The 16,771-nt window shown below is 44.8% G+C and carries 17 protein-coding genes; 15 read left to right on the forward strand and 2 right to left on the reverse strand.

Annotation, left to right across the window (positions count from 1 at the left end; translation table 11 throughout):
• Window positions 1-93 precede the first annotated feature (93 nt).
• Window positions 94-1,332, forward strand: coding sequence for a PucR family transcriptional regulator (locus V5G28_RS13375; RefSeq protein ID WP_332987387.1), 1,239 nt, complete (start codon window positions 94-96; stop codon window positions 1,330-1,332).
• Between the two features lie 66 nt (window positions 1,333-1,398).
• On the opposite strand, the gene V5G28_RS13380 is transcribed toward V5G28_RS13375, so the two are convergent.
• Window positions 1,399-2,493: an endonuclease/exonuclease/phosphatase family protein gene (locus V5G28_RS13380; protein ID WP_332987388.1), complete on the reverse strand. Its 1,095-nt coding sequence runs from the start codon at window positions 2,491-2,493 to the stop codon at window positions 1,399-1,401.
• Window positions 2,494-3,057: 564 nt separating this feature from the next.
• Between V5G28_RS13380 and V5G28_RS13385 the strand changes: the two genes are divergently transcribed.
• The 4 genes from V5G28_RS13385 (at window position 3,058) to V5G28_RS13400 (ending at window position 5,860) form a co-directional block, all read left to right on the forward strand.
• The gene (locus tag V5G28_RS13385; RefSeq protein ID WP_332987389.1) at window positions 3,058-4,689 is read left to right on the forward strand and encodes a RecQ family ATP-dependent DNA helicase; all 1,632 of its coding nucleotides are present in this window, start codon (window positions 3,058-3,060) and stop codon (window positions 4,687-4,689) included.
• 301 nt (window positions 4,690-4,990) lie between these two features.
• Complete coding sequence (locus V5G28_RS13390) at window positions 4,991-5,185, forward strand: DUF2795 domain-containing protein (protein ID WP_096562856.1); 195 nt, start codon at window positions 4,991-4,993, stop codon at window positions 5,183-5,185.
• Window positions 5,186-5,299: 114 nt separating this feature from the next.
• Window positions 5,300-5,560, forward strand: a complete 261-nt coding sequence (locus V5G28_RS13395; protein ID WP_096562857.1) for a hypothetical protein — start codon at window positions 5,300-5,302, stop codon at window positions 5,558-5,560.
• An 84-nt stretch (window positions 5,561-5,644) separates the two neighbouring features.
• The gene (locus V5G28_RS13400; protein ID WP_332987390.1) at window positions 5,645-5,860 is read left to right on the forward strand and encodes a hypothetical protein; all 216 of its coding nucleotides are present in this window, start codon (window positions 5,645-5,647) and stop codon (window positions 5,858-5,860) included.
• A gap of 278 nt (window positions 5,861-6,138) precedes the next feature.
• Here V5G28_RS13400 and V5G28_RS13405 read toward each other — a convergent pair whose 3' ends face one another.
• Window positions 6,139-6,912, reverse strand: coding sequence for a class I SAM-dependent methyltransferase (locus V5G28_RS13405; protein WP_073635942.1), 774 nt, complete (start codon window positions 6,910-6,912; stop codon window positions 6,139-6,141).
• Between the two features lie 391 nt (window positions 6,913-7,303).
• Here V5G28_RS13405 and V5G28_RS13410 point away from each other — a divergent pair, with 391 nt between their 5' ends.
• From V5G28_RS13410 to waaF, 10 genes are all read left to right on the forward strand, one after another.
• Window positions 7,304-8,380: a glycosyltransferase family 9 protein gene (locus V5G28_RS13410; protein ID WP_332987391.1), complete on the forward strand. Its 1,077-nt coding sequence runs from the start codon at window positions 7,304-7,306 to the stop codon at window positions 8,378-8,380.
• The gene (locus V5G28_RS13415; RefSeq protein WP_332987392.1) at window positions 8,370-8,831 is read left to right on the forward strand and encodes a glycosyltransferase family 9 protein; all 462 of its coding nucleotides are present in this window, start codon (window positions 8,370-8,372) and stop codon (window positions 8,829-8,831) included. The genes V5G28_RS13410 and V5G28_RS13415 overlap by 11 nt, the downstream gene beginning before the upstream one ends.
• 51 nt (window positions 8,832-8,882) lie before the next feature.
• The gene (locus V5G28_RS13420; protein WP_332987393.1) at window positions 8,883-9,869 is read left to right on the forward strand and encodes a glycosyltransferase; all 987 of its coding nucleotides are present in this window, start codon (window positions 8,883-8,885) and stop codon (window positions 9,867-9,869) included.
• 20 nt (window positions 9,870-9,889) lie between these two features.
• Window positions 9,890-11,227 (forward strand): glycosyltransferase family 4 protein, encoded by a 1,338-nt coding sequence (locus tag V5G28_RS13425; RefSeq protein ID WP_332987394.1) that lies wholly within the window; start codon window positions 9,890-9,892, stop codon window positions 11,225-11,227.
• Between the two features lie 28 nt (window positions 11,228-11,255).
• Window positions 11,256-11,867: a D-sedoheptulose-7-phosphate isomerase gene (locus V5G28_RS13430; RefSeq protein WP_332987395.1), complete on the forward strand. Its 612-nt coding sequence runs from the start codon at window positions 11,256-11,258 to the stop codon at window positions 11,865-11,867.
• Between the two features lie 89 nt (window positions 11,868-11,956).
• On the forward strand, window positions 11,957-12,682 hold the full coding sequence (locus V5G28_RS13435; protein WP_073635938.1) for an SDR family oxidoreductase: 726 nt from the start codon (window positions 11,957-11,959) through the stop codon (window positions 12,680-12,682).
• Between the two features lie 447 nt (window positions 12,683-13,129).
• Window positions 13,130-13,762: a D-glycero-alpha-D-manno-heptose-1,7-bisphosphate 7-phosphatase gene (locus tag V5G28_RS13440; protein ID WP_332987396.1), complete on the forward strand. Its 633-nt coding sequence runs from the start codon at window positions 13,130-13,132 to the stop codon at window positions 13,760-13,762.
• Window positions 13,762-14,541 (forward strand): bifunctional heptose 7-phosphate kinase/heptose 1-phosphate adenyltransferase, encoded by a 780-nt coding sequence (locus tag V5G28_RS13445; protein WP_332987397.1) that lies wholly within the window; start codon window positions 13,762-13,764, stop codon window positions 14,539-14,541. Before V5G28_RS13440 ends, V5G28_RS13445 begins: the two co-directional genes overlap by 1 nt.
• Window positions 14,538-15,311, forward strand: coding sequence for a D-glycero-beta-D-manno-heptose 1-phosphate adenylyltransferase (gene rfaE2 / locus V5G28_RS13450; protein WP_332987398.1), 774 nt, complete (start codon window positions 14,538-14,540; stop codon window positions 15,309-15,311). The genes V5G28_RS13445 and rfaE2 overlap by 4 nt, the downstream gene beginning before the upstream one ends.
• Before the next feature lie 245 nt (window positions 15,312-15,556).
• Window positions 15,557-16,693: a lipopolysaccharide heptosyltransferase II gene (gene waaF, locus V5G28_RS13455; protein ID WP_332987399.1), complete on the forward strand. Its 1,137-nt coding sequence runs from the start codon at window positions 15,557-15,559 to the stop codon at window positions 16,691-16,693.
• Window positions 16,694-16,771: the final 78 nt, after the last annotated feature.

Consider the following 16,771-nt stretch of genomic DNA (forward strand, 5'->3'; position numbering starts at 1 on the left):
GTCTGTCGTAAGAGTGATGACGGTACTATGATGTCTCTTCGATACTGCTTTCGATATGACAGCAATTGCAGTTCCGTTGGACATAAGAAATAAATGACAGCTTTATTAACTACCACTGCACAATTTGAGCGAGTTGCCAAAATAGTGGCGCAAAGGGTGGCGCAGCTATTGTGCGCGGCAGTTTTTGTGATTGACCAGCATTCAATAGCAATTGCCAGTAGCGATCGCAAGCTTGTTGGGCTTTCCTTCAACCATATCTGTGGACAACTCACTTTTGATTACCTGCGAGTACCGTTTAATTTTGATACACAAGTAGGTGAAGTGATTATTGGCAAACCTGACAATGGTGAGGAAATTTCTCCTCGCTTAGCACAGGTCATCGTGGAACTGGTCGTTAATCAGACAGCAGTCATTGATGCTTTGCCTAACCAACATCACTTAAAGAATAAGTTTATCTACGACTTACTTAACGGTTTAATAGATGACGAGGCAACTGTCCTACACCATAGTAAACTTCTAAGTTTAGATTTAACACCACCCCGTGCAGTGATTTTAATCGATGCTGCCGATTACATTTTAGGAAATGGAGTTTCGGATCAAGGCTTGGAGAATGTCTCAGCGTCACTGCGTCCCCGCGTCGCCACCTCCTCTCTAGCAGAGGCGCAAATACGGCGACGGGCTACTTTAGTTATTGGTAGTGTCGTCAGCTTTTTCCATCTGCCTAACGATACAATTTGCGCTTATCTCGGTGATGGCGAGGTGGCTGTCCTTAAAGCAAGCGATACGAAAAACTTGGGGAGTTGGGCAAATCGTGGCGATGTTCCAGATCAGTGCAGTTCTTCTTGGGCAAATCTCACAGCGCTAAAACGGGCAGCGGAGGCTTTATTATCAAGGTTACGGGCTGATACCGACGCATCGATTAGCATTGGCATTGGTCGCTATCACCCAGGAATGCGCGGACTTGCCCAATCATACCAAGATGCACGGGCAGCTTTGTCTTTGGGCTGTCGCTTTCGCGATCGCAATCAAGTACACTGCCTAGATAGATTGGGAATTGCAGCTTTTATTGGGGTTGCGGATGAACAGACAAAAATCGAATTGGCAACATATCTATTGAGTCCTCTCAACCACGAACCGGAATTGCTCACAACCTTAGATACATTCTTTTCTGAAGACTGCTGTCCCTCTTCCACAGCAAATCGGCTGTCGATTCACCGTAATACTCTGAGTTACCGATTAGATAAGATTACCTCGCTCACTGGGCTTGAGCCACGCCGCTTTGATGACGCGGTGCAGATTCGTTTGGCTTTGCTGATGCGAAGACTGCGGTGAGGGAGTGGGGACAATACGGTTCGGATAACGCAAACCTCACCTCCCCAACCCCCTTTTCCTTGTAAGCTACTCCCTAGCAGCAGTAGGTTCGATAACTGTAAGCCTTGAGGAAGTGGTAGATCCTTTAGCAGGCAGTGTAAAGGCTGCAAGAACGGGATCATGGTCGCTGACCGGCTTCTTAAAGCCAACGTTGACATGTACAATGTCAATCTGAGGCTGAGCAACAACAGAAAGGTTTTTACTCACCAACAAGTGATCAATTAATTGAAGATCTCCACGGAAATCGAAAGTATAGCGATCGCTTTGAGGTAAACGTTCTGTCAGATTCTCAAGAATATTTCCCTTCAAAGTCTTCAAAGGTTGGGAATCTGGTAAATCGTTCAAATCACCCAGTACAATCACGTTGGCATTAGGGTCAACCTGTAATAGTCGCGCTGTAAATTCATTAACAATTTGGGCTTGATTGTCGCGTTTACCGTCGTCTGGCGGACCTCCTTTTTTGGAAACAAAGTGGTTAGCAACGACGAACAGTTTTTGGTTGTTAAATAAAAATTCTGCTGCAAGTGGCTTACGGCTGTCATCAAAAGCATTATTTGTGGGGTCAATACGACCTGGATTCAGGGAGAGATCAGGATCATTTGAATCTTCACGAATAGCCACAGCATCTAAGGAACCACCTCTTTTAGGCAGTTTATCCAGGGTTATCCGGCTAGGTCGAAACAAGAAGCCGACACGGATATTGCCTCCAGGTTCTCCACCATCTTGATCATCGATGGGTACAATATCAACAAAGTCGTATGCTGGGCCACTGATATTTTCGATAGCAGCAATAAGTTTTTGGTACGTCCGGTTTGCATTCACAACCTCATCATTGGTTGGACCGTTGTTATCCTGAACTTCAACTAAACTCATGATATCAGGTGCTTTCAAATTATTGACAATAATTTTGGCAATATTCTCAAAGCGTTGGTCTTTAGGATCTAAATTCTCAACATTGAAAGTTGCAACGGTCAGGACATCCTGTGAACTGTTTAGGGGTGTTATTTCACGTTCTTGAACTAAAGGTATTGGCACTTGAGCTAATGGACTAGCTTGCAGTGGACTCATCCATGCAAAGAAGATGAAAGTCATGCTAAGTAGTAGCAATTTGATAGATTTCATTCACTCCTCCAATGAAGGTATTTTCTAGATTAGTCTTCTTGGTTTTGGGTTTGTGTTTTGTCAAGATATCTTGAGCCAAAGTAAAAGAGAGTAATGGCACCCATCAGAGTAGATAAAGGCGACATTACAGTTTCAATAATTTCCTAGCTGTGTTGGCTTTCGGTAGAACCAAATCCTGATGAAACAAACAGTGCCAAGACCAAGATATAAAAAATTAGAAATGAGCCAGTAATAGCTTTCCTCATCTCTTCATTTTTGAAGTCACTATTGCCATGACACCTTTTCGTAGTGCATCCTTAATTTTGTCTTAACTTGCGTGTTATTGTTAAAGCATTTACACGCAAATACATTGTTAACTGTTTGACAAAAAAAACCAAGTAGATTTAATGTTTCCTTTAGAAAATTCTCAATAATCTCTGAGGCTCTTGATTATGGTGGCGATCGCCACTTTTAAGCCTCGCCTTTTATGTGCTACTCGCTACATCTAAGAGCTTAATTCCGTAGCAGGAAGGCAGTGCTTTGAGTCCAAATCCAACATAGACTTATTAGGATAAGGACTTAAGTATGGCTAAGCAGCGCTCAAAGCAAAAGCAGATTCAAGGCATTGCACAAAAAACTTTTGGTTACGACAGCTTACGTCCTGGACAGCAACAAGTCATCGAAGCTGTTGTTGATGGACACGACACCCTAGCTGTGATGCCTACAGGTTCTGGTAAATCAGCAATCTACCAAATAGCAGCCTTGTTACTTCCTGGTGCAACTGTAGTTATTTCTCCTTTAATTGCCCTTCAGCATGACCAAGTAGAAGCGATTGAGGAGCAGGATGTGGCGGAAGCTGCTGTTGTTAACTCTGCCATACCGAACGCAGAACGAGAGGAGGCGTTTGCAGACTTAGAAAAGAAAAAGCTAGAATTTTTATTTCTCGCCCCAGAACAATTTAATAATGAGGAAGTCCTTGCACGATTGGCGGATGCAAAACCTTCTCTATTTGTAGTAGACGAAGCTCATTGTATCAGCGAGTGGGGACATGATTTCCGTCCTGATTACTTGCGCTTGGGTGGTGTGATTGATACGCTTGGTCATCCTACTGTACTTGCTTTAACTGCTACCGCTTCACCGATTGTGCGGGATGAAATTGTGGAACGCTTGGGAATGCGGAAGCCGCATATATTCGTACGTGGATTTGACCGTCCGAATATTTGGTTAGGTGTGGAGGCTTTCCACGACGAAGCTGAGAAACAAACTGCTTTGCTCAAGCGTGTTGTCGCTGCCGAAAAGCCTGGTATAATTTACGCTGCAACTCGTAAACATACTGAGGAAATAACTGAAAATTTATGTAAAAAAGGTATCAAAGCCGTCCATTATCATGCAGGAATGAAAGCATCAGAACGCGAGCAAGTTCAAGCTGCATTCATGACTGATGAGGCAGAGGTTATTGTTGCGACTACTGCTTTTGGTATGGGGGTAGATAAATCGAATGTGCGCTTTGTGTTTCACTACGACATTAGCGATTCTATTGACTCATATTATCAGGAAATTGGACGCGCTGGACGCGATGGGGAGGAGGCGAAAGCGATTCTGTTTTATCGTTCAAATGACCTCAATATCCGCCGTTTTTTTGCCAGTGGCGGTAAGGTAGATTTTGAGGAAGTTTTGCAAGTTGCAGAAGCAGTACAAAAGGCTGATGCGCCACTTCAGCCGGAAGATTTACAGGAACAAACAGAACTCTCTCAAAATAAACTCACAAAAGCTCTCAGTCGCTTGGAAGAAGTGGAGGCGGTAGAAATTTTGCCGACTGGCGAGGTTATTAAAAGCGAGGCAGAAGTCAATCAAGAATCAGCAGCTGCTTCAGCAGCACTGGCTGAGGAACGACGAGAACAATTTGTGCGATCGCGCTTAGAAATGATGCGAAACTACGCCGAATTGCAAGATTGTCGTCGCCAGTACCTGCTCAACTATTTTGGTGAACCAATACAGAACAAGTGTGGATTTTGCGATAATTGCCAAGCTGGAGTCACTATTGAGGAGACTGCCTTTCAACCTTTCCCTATCAACAGCAGTGTCATTCACACCAAGTTTGGTAAAGGGCGGGTGATGCGCTACGAAGGCGATAAAGTGGTGATTTTGTTTGACAAGGTGGGTTATAAAACCTTCGCTGTTGAGCTTGTGCAGGGACTGCTGAAGCAAGTGGAGTAAAACATGGCGTTGCTGAATCAAGATATGAATTTCAAAATTCTCATTGATGTAGAGACGTGCCATGGCACGTCTCTACAGGTATTTGCTCTTTTTTATCATCAAAAAGTTAATTCCATAGGATTACCAAGTTTTATAAAGGTAATCCAGTATTATTACTGACGCTTTCTAAGTATCCTTGTGAATAAGATCTAACAGTTTCCAGTGTAATAAATTACAACAATCCCAGCTTTTTTTCTTAGTGATTGACTGAATTTTTACTCTTTTCACTGGTACATAGTGTTAGACCTTGAGGAGGATAATTATGGCTAAAGTGAATCTAGGGCAGCTAGAAAAAAACTTGAACGAAGTTAACTATCCCCTTAGCAAAAAAGACTTGATTAAGTATGCTGAAGAAAAAGGTACCGACGAACAAGTGCTTCGAGCTTTGAAACAGTTACCTTCAAAAGAGTATGAAACGCTAGCAGATGTCACCAAAGCTATCAACAAAAGCCAATAAACCTCTCCAGAAATTAGATAATTTCTCAAGCAACACAAAGGTGTCAGGCTTCTGCTTGAGATGTCTAATAGTGGATGAGCCTAGAAGAGCAGTGAGCAATACCAGGAGTAAGATATGAGCAACAGCGTACTAACTGCAACCACAACCGTCAAAACGCTCTCGCTAGCAGATTGGCTGGTTATCGCCGACACTCTCAACTACGAGCGGTTGTGGGCATTCGATAAATTTAACCAACACTCATCATCAGAAACATACGATCTCAGCGCCCTGACTCTGAAAGATTGGGAAGAGATAGCAGAGCTCATTGGATGTGACACATATTGGGCTAACCGCAGATACCGCGCTCACACTGTTGGCTCAAAAAGCAGTCGATAGTTATTGAGTTGCTTCTCTATAATGAAATGAGGGGATTAAAAAAGCCTTCAGTAGCTACATGGTGCGCGTTTCCAGCGTAGTGAAGTGACACTTTTTTCTCGCGATCGCGGCTCAATCTTACAAGAAGCCGCGATCGGCACTCAATCAAATTTCAGTTACAGCAGTTTTCAATTGGTTCAAACACACAGCAATGTTCTTTCAGGTACAGTGGGGGCTCATACGTGTCAATTTAAGGTGAAAGGCTATTTAAGCCATACTCTGGCTAATTTGTCAATCACCTCTACTGGACAGGCGCTCTAGCTTTCATCCACAGATTTTTCGTAATACTACAAATTACTATATTTGTAGTCAGGAAGGCAAGCAGTTAATTGAGTGGCTCTTCCTATACCACTACTCATCAATATCCTTAACCTAACATCTGCCAATATTTTCAAAGACAACTAAACTCTAAACACCAACGCAAGCTTCGAGTTATCGCTCAACCCGTAACTCAGCAGCATAACACCTCGCTTGAGGGGCTGCAAACAACCTCAAACTCAACACCAATGACTTTCCGCAGTCTGCTCCTTTGCGAATTGTTATGCGCTTTTGCAAGCTGAGACAGCAGATGGTGCGAAACTACCAAAAGTTACTGCTTTAAGAATTACATCTCGGATTGCATTGTTATAAAACCGAATGTTTGTCATGCCACGAAGCTCAAAATATTTTGCATACTCAACCTGATGGACGATGTCTGCCAGGACAACCATACCATTAGGTTTGAGAACTCTAATAATTTCATCTAGTGCTTTTTTCCGATCAGTTTCTGCTTCTAAGTTATGAACCGCCCAACTTGAGATCACAACATCAAAGTAGTTTTCTGGAAAAGGCAACTGACGCATATCGGCTGTTTTGACTTCAACGCGCTCTGTAACACCTTCAGTTGCAGCATTTGATAGTGCAGCAGCAGAACTATTGTTGGCTTGATCGTGCTGATGCCATAGGTCAATGCCAATAGCCTTGCCAGAGGTAAGGCGCTTTGCAGCCCCGACTAGCATTAAACCTCGTCCGCAACCAACGTCAAGCACAAGCTCACTACCTGACCACTGAACTAGGTTCAGTAGTTTCTCTGTGTCTTTTAACTTCATGACTTTACTGCCATAAAGCATGAAGCAACCCATGCCAAGCAAGTAGGTGGCTGCAATACCCAATAGCGCACCGACAGTTATTTTCGGAATTTGCCCAAATATCGATGAGAGTAGCACCACAAGAAAGATGAAGAGTGCAACTGCACCAGCTATAAAAAAGAAACGCACTAGACCTGGCGCATCAATCCCATAATTCGGTTTGCTTTGAACATTCTCAGCCGCCATTACCCTTACGTCTCATCAGAAACAACTGAGACAAAACTAGTACATTTGTTCATATTGGCCAAGTGCCGATATCACAAATGTTCTGCTGATAGCCTCATAGTTTTCTCAACGGCTCATGTAATTCCTCAACTGATTCTAATATTTCTACTTTAGTTACTCTAGCTATCTTTACTCTTTCATACTTATTCCTTAACTATCTCTATCATATTTTTCGTGAAATGGTATAAGTCACCAGATGAGTTGTATTGGATTTGTGTTTACAATTCTTGCCCTGTTTTTGTGCATTTGCACAATTGCAATGACCAACAGGAAAAACTTCTTTGGTCAAATGCCCAATGAACTGGAGTTCGCGACAGAGTAATGTTAAAACAGTCGTCCAGGAGGTGAATGCGTGTCCCACACAAATCGACTCAGCAAGCATCTACCCATCGCTCGTATAGCTATCGTGCGATCGCTTCCCGGATTGGGCGATTTACTGTGTGCTGTACCTGCCATGAGAGCATTACGCGCAGCTTTCCCACAGAGCCACATTACCCTGATTGGTCTTGCGTGGGCAAAAGCTTTTGTGGAGCGCTTCAGCCATTACCTTGATGAGTTCTTAGAGTTTCCCGGCTATCCAGGAATTCCTGAAGTTGCACTACCTGTCCACAAAATACCACAGTTCTTGGCTAGCGTACAACAACAACACTTTGACTTAGCATTGCAAATGCATGGTAGCGGTATCATCAGCAATACTTTCACCGTCTTACTTGGTGCGCGTGTCAACGCTGGTTTTTATCTCCCTGGTCAATACTGTCCAGATGCAGATTATTTCCTACCATACCCAGATCACGAACCAGAAGTATGGCGTCACCTGCGGTTGATGGAATATTTGGGAATACCACTCCAAGGAGATGCGCTGGAATTTCCCCTAAGTAAAGAAGATTTTTCGGCTTTGCACAAAGTCGAGGAATTCCAAGCTCTCCAGAAAAGAAAGTATGTCTGCATTCATCCTGGTGCAAGTGTGCCAGAAAGACGTTGGTCTGTGGAAAATTTTGCGGCTGTCGCTGATGCAATTGCTGCTCGTGGTTTCCAGGTTGTGCTGACTGGCACAGCACCAGAAGCAAATCTCACGCACTCAATTGCCCAGATGATGCAAGCATTGCCGATTAATTTGGCGGGAAAGACCAACTTGGGTGCATTGGCAGCGCTTTTGAGTCAGGCAGAATTGCTGATATGTAACGATACTGGTGTATCGCATTTAGCAGCAGGTTTGGGAGTGAAAAGTGTTGTGATTTTTACGAACTCTGAGCCGCATCGTTGGGCACCGTTAGACCGCGATCGCCATCGCATCTTGTATAACAACAAGAAGGAACAAAACCCGTCTTCTTTGTTCAATTTTCACTCTTCTATCTTTACCATATCCCCAGAAATGGTTATGGAGCAGGTGGATGAGCTACTGTCAAAGGAGGTAGCAAATGTTACCTAAATTGACGAATGTGCAAAAAGTTTTGGTGATGCAAGTCGGTAGTCGCCAAGATTTAATGCTAACTATTCCTGCGCTCCAAAAGTTGCGCGAACTGGTAGGAGATGCCACCATCACATTGATGGTTTCTCCGTGTAGTAGGCAAATAAGTATAGAACTGCCTTGGGTAGATGAAGTATTTGTCTATGAGGGTGGTGACACATTTGTAGATGCTGAACGCGAATTGGCGTTGATATCCAAGCTTCGCCAAAGCGCTTTTGATGCAGCTGTCATTTTCACAAATCCTGGAGAGTCGCCTTACCCCCTAGCATATATCTGCTATTTGGCAGCAATTCCCATACGTATCGGTCAATCGCAAGAGTTCGGTGGTGGCGTTCTTTCGGAATGGGTGAAGCTGTCATCAAAAGATTCTCACCCAGTAGATAAACACCTTTTTTTAATAGAGTGCAAATGACTAATGTACAGATGTGCCATGGCACGTCTGTACAATTTATGACTAATAACTATGAAACCATTACGCATCCTCACCTGGCATATCCACGGTAGCTATCTCCACTACTTAACACAGAGTCACCATCACTTTTATTTGCCTGTCAAACCAGAACGACCGGAAGGATATGGCGGTCGTTTGGGGGGTTTTCCTTGGTCAGATAATGTTCATGATGTTCCCGCAGAGGAAGTCAGAAATCTCCAGTTTGACTGTATTTTATTTCAGTCGCGCAAGAACTATCTTGAAGACCAATACGAAATTCTCTCTGAGTCACAGCGACGACTACCCCGAGTTTACCTTGAACACGACCCACCACGGGAACACCCAACAGATACACGTCACGTTGTAGATGATTCAGATGTGTTGCTGGTTCATGTGACGCACTTTAACCAACTCATGTGGGATAGTGGTCGCACTCCGACTCGTGTGATTGAACATGGAGTGATGATACCCGATGGTGTTCGCTACACAGGTGAACTAGAACGGGGACTGGTGGTGGTGAATGGTTTGCGATCGCGCGGTCGTCGTTTGGGTGCAGATGTCTTTGAACGAGTCCGCCAAGAAGTTCCCCTAGATTTGGTTGGTATGGGTGCAGAAAAACTCGATGGACTAGGCGAAATTCCACATCACCAACTACCAGCATTTGCCTCACGCTACCGCTTTTTCTTCAATCCCATCCGCTACACCAGCTTAGGGCTTGCTGTGTGCGAAGCAATGATGGTGGGTTTGCCAATCATTGGACTCGCAACCACAGAAATGGTCACGGTAGTAGAAAACGGAGTTTCTGGTTATGTCGATACTGATATTGAAAACCTTATTTCCAAAATGCGTCAACTTTTAAACGACCAAACTCATGCACAAAAGCTGAGTCAAGGTGCAATAGCAACAGCGCAAAAACGCTTTAACATCCAAAGATTTTCTCAGGACTGGGACGAAGCATTTCAATCAGTCATTAGTCCTTTGTCTTCTGTTCTTAGTAAAGGACTAATGACCAATGACTAATGACTAATGACTAATAACAAATGACTAAATCAATTGCCTTAATTAGCGAACACGCCTCACCTCTTGGTACCTTTGGGGGTGCAGATAGTGGTGGTCAAAATGTGTATGTAGGACAGATCGCAAAACATCTGGCTATTGCTGGATACACAGTTGATGTTTTTACGCGGCGCGATAGCCAGGAATTGCCAGAAATTATCGAATGGATGGATGGCGTTCGGATTGTGAATGTCCCGGCTGGTCCTCCCATGTACGTCCGTAAAGAAGATATGTTGCCGTATATGGAAGAGTTTACGGCATATGTCCTGAATTTTTGTCAAAATCCTTGGTCTTTTCAAAGCAAAGCGCACAAAAAGTACGACTTGATACACGCAAATTTCTGGATGTCAGCATTGGTGGCGGCAGAAATTAAGCAAGTGTTGGGGATTCCTTTTGTTGTGACTTTTCATGCTCTTGGTCGTGTGCGCCGCTTTTGGCAAGGTGAGGCGGACGAATTTCCAGATGAGCGATTTACCATTGAAGACCGCATCGTTGCCGAAGCCGATCATATTATCGCTGAATGTCCGCAGGATGAGGAAGATTTGCTGCGTCTGTATCATGCCAAAAAAGAGAAAATCTCTATTATTCCTTGTGGTTTTGATGCAAGTGAATTTTGGCAAGTTGATAAAACAACCGCTCGTAAAAAGCTTGGTTTACCACCTGATGAACGTCTCATTCTCCAGTTAGGACGTTTAGTACCTCGAAAAGGCGTTGATACGGTGATTCGTGCTTTCGGTCATCTTCTGCAACAGTATCACATCCAGGCAAAGCTGTTGATTGTAGGCGGTGAATCAGAACAACCAGATCCCCATTTGACACCAGAAATCGCTCGTTTGCAAACTATTGCAACTGAAGAAGGCGTTGAGTCGCAAGTGACATTTGTCGGACGCCGCAGCCGGGAAATGGTTAAATATTACTACTGCGCTGCTGATGTTTTCGTGACAACACCTTGGTATGAACCGTTTGGCATCACACCTTTAGAGGCGATGGCTTGTGGAACGCCTGTGATTGGTTCTCATGTCGGTGGTATTAAATATACCGTAAAAGACAGTGAAACTGGGTATCTTGTACCGCCAAATCAGCCAGAGGCGATCGCCGAACGCATTGCCTATCTTTTCAAAAATCCTCAAGCACACAAGCGTTTCAGCCACAACGCAATACAACGCGTCAAACACCAGTTTACCTGGGAAAAGGTAACAAGTTCAGTCGCATCGCTGTATGAAAAAGTCTTGAGTCAAAAGCACAAACCAATTTTTCTTTCCCCCCCTGCTTCTCCTGCTTCCCCTGCTCCCCCTCTCCCCCTCTTCCCTCGCTTTTGTTGATGACAGTTTTGCAGCAGCAATAGCGGCGATGGAAAAATCCCGACAAACTTTGAAAACAGCCATTGTTGAAGCAGCCCAGGCGCTCTTCACTTGTTTTGCTTTGGGTGGTAAAGTACTTGTTTGTGGTAATGGTGGTAGTGCGGCGGATGCTCAACACTTTGCAGCAGAATTTGTTGGTAAATTACGCTGCTCAAAACGTGCAGGACTTCCAGTTATGGCGCTGACGGCTGATACTGCTTTTTTAACTGCTTGGGCGAATGATGTTGGGTACGAGTATGTTTTTTCCCGACAGGTAGAAACATTTGCTCAACCGGGGGATCTATTACTTGGTATTAGTACGAGTGGGCGATCGCCCAATATGATCGAAGCGTTTAAAACTGCTCGTCATTGCCACATCAATACTATTGTTTTAGTTGGCGGTGACGGTGGGGAATTATTGCCACTAGCAGATTTAGCACTCGTTGTCCCAGCCACAGATACCCAACGTATTCAGGAAGTACAACACTTGGTACTGCATCTTTTGTGTGAATTAGTTGAGAAGCGAGTTGGGGAAAAAGAGGAGGGAGAGAGGGGGAGAGTGGGAGAGTGGGAGAGACAAAGAGTAGCCAATGGAAACCATCAGTTCTATCAACTCGGGTAATACCGTAGTGAGGACTTTAGTCCTCTCCTAACATAGCAAGGACTAAACTCCTCACTACAAAAATTCATTTAAAGGAGAAAACACAAACAATGGAAGAGCTCAAAGACAAAGTCGTATTAGTCACAGGCGGCGGACGTGGACTTGGTGAAGCTATCAGCCACACATTATCATCAGCAGGTGCGATCGTCGTTGTTGCAGATATTCGAGACGACTTAGCCCATAAGGTGAGTAGCGAAATTCAAGCTAATGGCTTTCAAGCATTGCCGTTAGTGTTAGATATTACCAGCGAAGAACAAGCTCAAACAGCGATCGACAAGATTATCTCCCAATACGGACGCTTGGATGCTCTGATTAACAATGCTGGTACGGATCTCACTGTTTCAATAGAAGAGCTTTCGATTAAAGATTGGGACAGAATTCTTGCTGTTAACTTACGCGCTCCCTTTATTTTGTCAAAATTCGTTTTACCCGTCATGAAACAACAGGGTAGCGGTCATATTATTAACATTGCTTCCACCGCGTCAAAGCGAGCTTGGGCAAATGCTTCAGCTTACCATGCCAGTAAATGGGGATTGTTGGGCTTTAGTCACGCCTTGCACGTAGAGGCGCGTCCTTATAATATCAAGGTGACAGCTTTAGTTGCAGGTGGGATGCAAACGCCATTTTTGCTAGACCGCTTTCCTGATATTGATGTCAGTAAGTTGCAAGATCCCAAGAATGTAGCTGCAACAATTCGATTTTTGCTATCTACGCCAGAGGGAACTGTTATTCCTGAAATGACAGTTCTGCCACTGGGCGAGAGTTCTTGGCCCTAATAACGAGATGGGGTATTCAGGTTTGAGCTTCCAACACTCATGCGCGAGTTTCCAACACTCACGCACGAGTTTCCAAGCTTGATATAGCGCAATTCAATTGAATGAAATAATTATTTATCTGTGTCCATCTGTGTCCATCTGTGGTTCATATTTTCTTTCTGTACCTTACCCAATTGCAAACCAGTAGACCTCTCAAAAACAATATAAAGACGTCTCATGGCACGTCTGGTACAACGCTTGTAGACAACGCACAATTAATTTCTGGAGATTCCTAGTATAAACGAGGTTTGGCGCTTGAGTCAGAAACCCCACGGATAAATCCGGGGGCTTGAAAAAGCCCATCTGACCAGCCTGAGTTCTTAACCGAACTACGTTAGAGGCAAGAGTTAAATACCTACCAGGAAATGTGTAGCTAGTTCCCTGCTCTAGAACCAAATTGTTAAACAGATGTACAAGGGTGATGATCATATCATGCAAGCTGTTTTCCTGGATAAAGACGGGACTCTAATTGAAGATGTACCGTACAATGTTGATCCGCAACAAATTAAGCTAACGTCTGGTGCGATTGAGGGATTGCTTTTACTCCAACAAGCTGGGTACAAGTTGATTGTCATTACCAACCAGTCGGGTGTAGCGCGGGGGTATTTTCCCGAATCTGCGCTTGTGGGGGTGGAGGAACGATTGTGTCAACTTTTAGCAACAGAAGGTATCTACCTAGCTGGTTTTTATTACTGTCCCCATCACCCGGATGGAGTCGTGCCAGAATTTACACTTGTTTGTGACTGTCGCAAACCTGCACCAGGTTTACTTCTACGTGCGGCTGGTGAACACAACATTGATTTGCGTTCATCTTGGTTTATTGGCGACATCCTTAATGATGTAGAAGCTGGGCTTTGTGCTGGGTGCAAAACGGTTTTGCTCGATAATGGCAATGAGACTGAATGGGAATTCTCTGCACAGAGAACACCAGATTTTATTGTTACTGACCTCATGGAAGCAGCACAGGTGATATTATCTGGTGATGAAAATCCCGTTAGTAGGGGCACAGCATTGCCGTACCCCCACTTAGGAGGACGCTAGTGAAACCTGAGTTGACAAAACTATTGGATGCGATCGCTCATCTTCACGTCATCGTTATAGGTGAAGCGATGTTGGATGGCTACTTAGAAGGATTTAGCGATCGCCTTTGTCCAGAGGCTCCAGTGCCAGTTGTTACTCTGAAAAATCGCGTATATGTTCCCGGAGGTGCCGCTAATACTGCTGTTAATGCCCGTAGTCTCAGCGCAAATGTGACATTTTTATCAGTGATGGGCGATGATTGGGAGGGTTCGCAACTACAGCAAGCACTTTCAGAACGTGGTGTTTCCACAAAACACATCCTCAAAGCGTCAAATAGACAAACGCTTACCAAGCAGCGAGTGATAACAGCGTCGCAAATCCTAGTAAGATTTGATTCTGGCACCACCGATGCTATTGACGCTGACAGCGAGCAGGCGCTGATTGAGAAACTGGAGCTTTTATTTTCAGAATGCGATGCCGTGATTGTCTCAGATTACGGTTATGGAATTTTGACACAAAGAGTGATTGATGCGATCGCACAACTTCAGCAAAACAATCCTCGCGTTCTTGTCGTTGACTCTAAAAACCTCACCGCCTACCGTCACCTTAACGTCACCGCAGTCAAACCGAACTACAAGCAAGCAGTGCAGTTGCTGGCGATCGCCCCGTTGCCCCCCCTTATTAACGGGGGGATGGGGGGATCTCCCGTGCAGAGCAAATCAAACCTTATGAGGAAAAACTGCTCCACCTCACAGGTGCGAAAATTGCTGCTGTCACCTTGGATGCTGAAGGTGCAATGATTTTCGAGCATGGTTCCCAACCATACCGCACCTATGCCCAACCTACCGCCGAATCCCGTACCTCAGGGGCAGGAGATACCTATAGTAGCGCCCTAACCCTTGCCCTAGCAGCAGGTGCTGCAACACCACTTGTTGCTGATTTCGCCGCCGCCGCCGCTGCTGTCGTTGTACGAAAAGAGGGAACCACCGCCTGTTCTGCGGAAGAACTGCGTGAGTTTATTTCCAAAGTGGGGGAAGCAGGGGAAGCAGGGGAGCAAGGAATTTCTCCCTCATCTCCTCGCGAAAAATACATCCCCAATCTCAACCAACTTCGCTCGCTTGTGACCTCTTACCGTCGCACTGGACATAAAATAGTTTTCACCAACGGTTGCTTTGACATCCTCCATGCTGGACACGTTTCCTATCTCAATCGTGCTAAAGCATTGGGTGACATACTGATTATCGGTGTTAACTCCGACGACAGCATCCGCCGTATCAAAGGTGCAAATCGCCCGATCAACCCGTTGGAAGACCGTATCCAAGTTCTTCGCGGACTAGGTTGTGTTGACCATCTCGTTGCTTTTAACGAAGACACCCCAATCGATTTGATCCGGTTAGTTCAACCTGATGTCTACGTCAAAGGGTGCGACTATACCAAAGAAACTCTACCAGAAGCACCTGTGGTAGAACAATACGGCGGTATCGTTGAACTTTTGCCGTTTATAGAAAACCGTTCCACCAGTCGCATAATCGAGCGTGTTTGTCAATTAAATATCGAGCAAGATGACTAAGTACAGTATTTCATTAATTCGTAGCGGATTAAATTTGGCGAGACTCTGCGTCCCTCTGCGCTACCTTGGCTACCTGGTGCGTTTAAAAAAGTTACGAACTTATGCAACGCCTGTACTAAGAAATTATGGAACCACAGATGGACACAGATGCACACAGATGGTTTTTATCTGTGTTTATCTGTGTGTATCTGTGGTTTAAAATCTCCAAATTTACTAGGCGGAGAGGTTCCGCTGACTCATAAATCATGACTACCTGGAACACTGCTGAAAATATCCTGTGCATCCGACTCGACACAATTGGCGATGTGTTGATGACGACACCAGCCATCCGCGCCTTAAAAGCATCACATCCCAACCGTCGAATTACGCTGCTCACTTCCTCTGCGGGTGCATCAACTGCCTCACTAGTCCCAGATGTTGATGAAGTGATTGTCTACGATGCACCTTGGTTAAAAGCAACAGCACCGCGACTTAATAGCCGTCCTGAGTACGAAATGGCAGAACATCTGCGGCGTCTTAAGTTCGATGGTGCCATTATTTTTACTGTATATAGTCAAAACCCGCTACCCTCAGCATTTCTCTGCTATTTGGCAGATATTCCCCTACGGCTAGCTCATTGCCATGAAAACCCCTACCAACTCCTAACAGATTGGGTAAAAGACCCAGAACCAGAACATTCTATGCGTCATGAAGTACGTCGTCAACTGGATTTAGTTGCTACAATTGGCTGCTATGCAGATGACGAAAGAATGTCCTTACGTGTCCCAGAAAAAGCTTTAGCTACCGTTAAGGATATTTTGCAACAACTTGGTATTACTCAGCAGCGTCCTTGGGTTGTCATTCATCCTGGTGCAACGGCTGCTTCACGCCGCTACGCGCCTGAGAAATTTGCTGTTGTTGCCCGCAGTTTAATACAAGACATGGGTATTGCGGTCATCTTTACTGGCACCGAACCAGAACGAGAACTGGTTACAGCAATTCAAACAGCAACGGGTGTTCTGTCTCATTCACTTGTCGGTTGCCTTAACCTCAATGAACTGGCAGGACTTTTATCACTTGCCCCTCTGCTCATTTCCAATAATACTGGTCCGGTTCACATTGCTGCTGCTGTTGGTACACCAGTTGTAGATTTGTATGCTCTCACCAATCCTCAGCATACTCCTTGGGGTGTTCCCAACCGCGTGCTGTTCCATGATGTTCCCTGCAAAAACTGTTACAAGAGTATTTGCCCTGAAGGACACCAAAATTGTCTGCAACTGGTGACACCAGAGTCTGTTGTGGATGCTGCTTGTGAATTACTTAATTCTACCTGTACTACCCCTGCCACTGCTAAAAAAAACATTGTCTCGTTCCCTGACTCTGGCAGGGAATGCCTTATCTGAGGCTCTGCCTCATAAAATTATACCTATTGCAGGCTCTGCCTCCTGTCATTCATTTCCAGGCTGAGCCTGGAAACGAGA

The sequence above is a fragment of the Scytonema sp. PRP1 genome, from assembly GCF_036697665.2.
Classification (GTDB): domain Bacteria; phylum Cyanobacteriota; class Cyanobacteriia; order Cyanobacteriales; family Nostocaceae; genus Kalymmatonema; species Kalymmatonema gypsitolerans.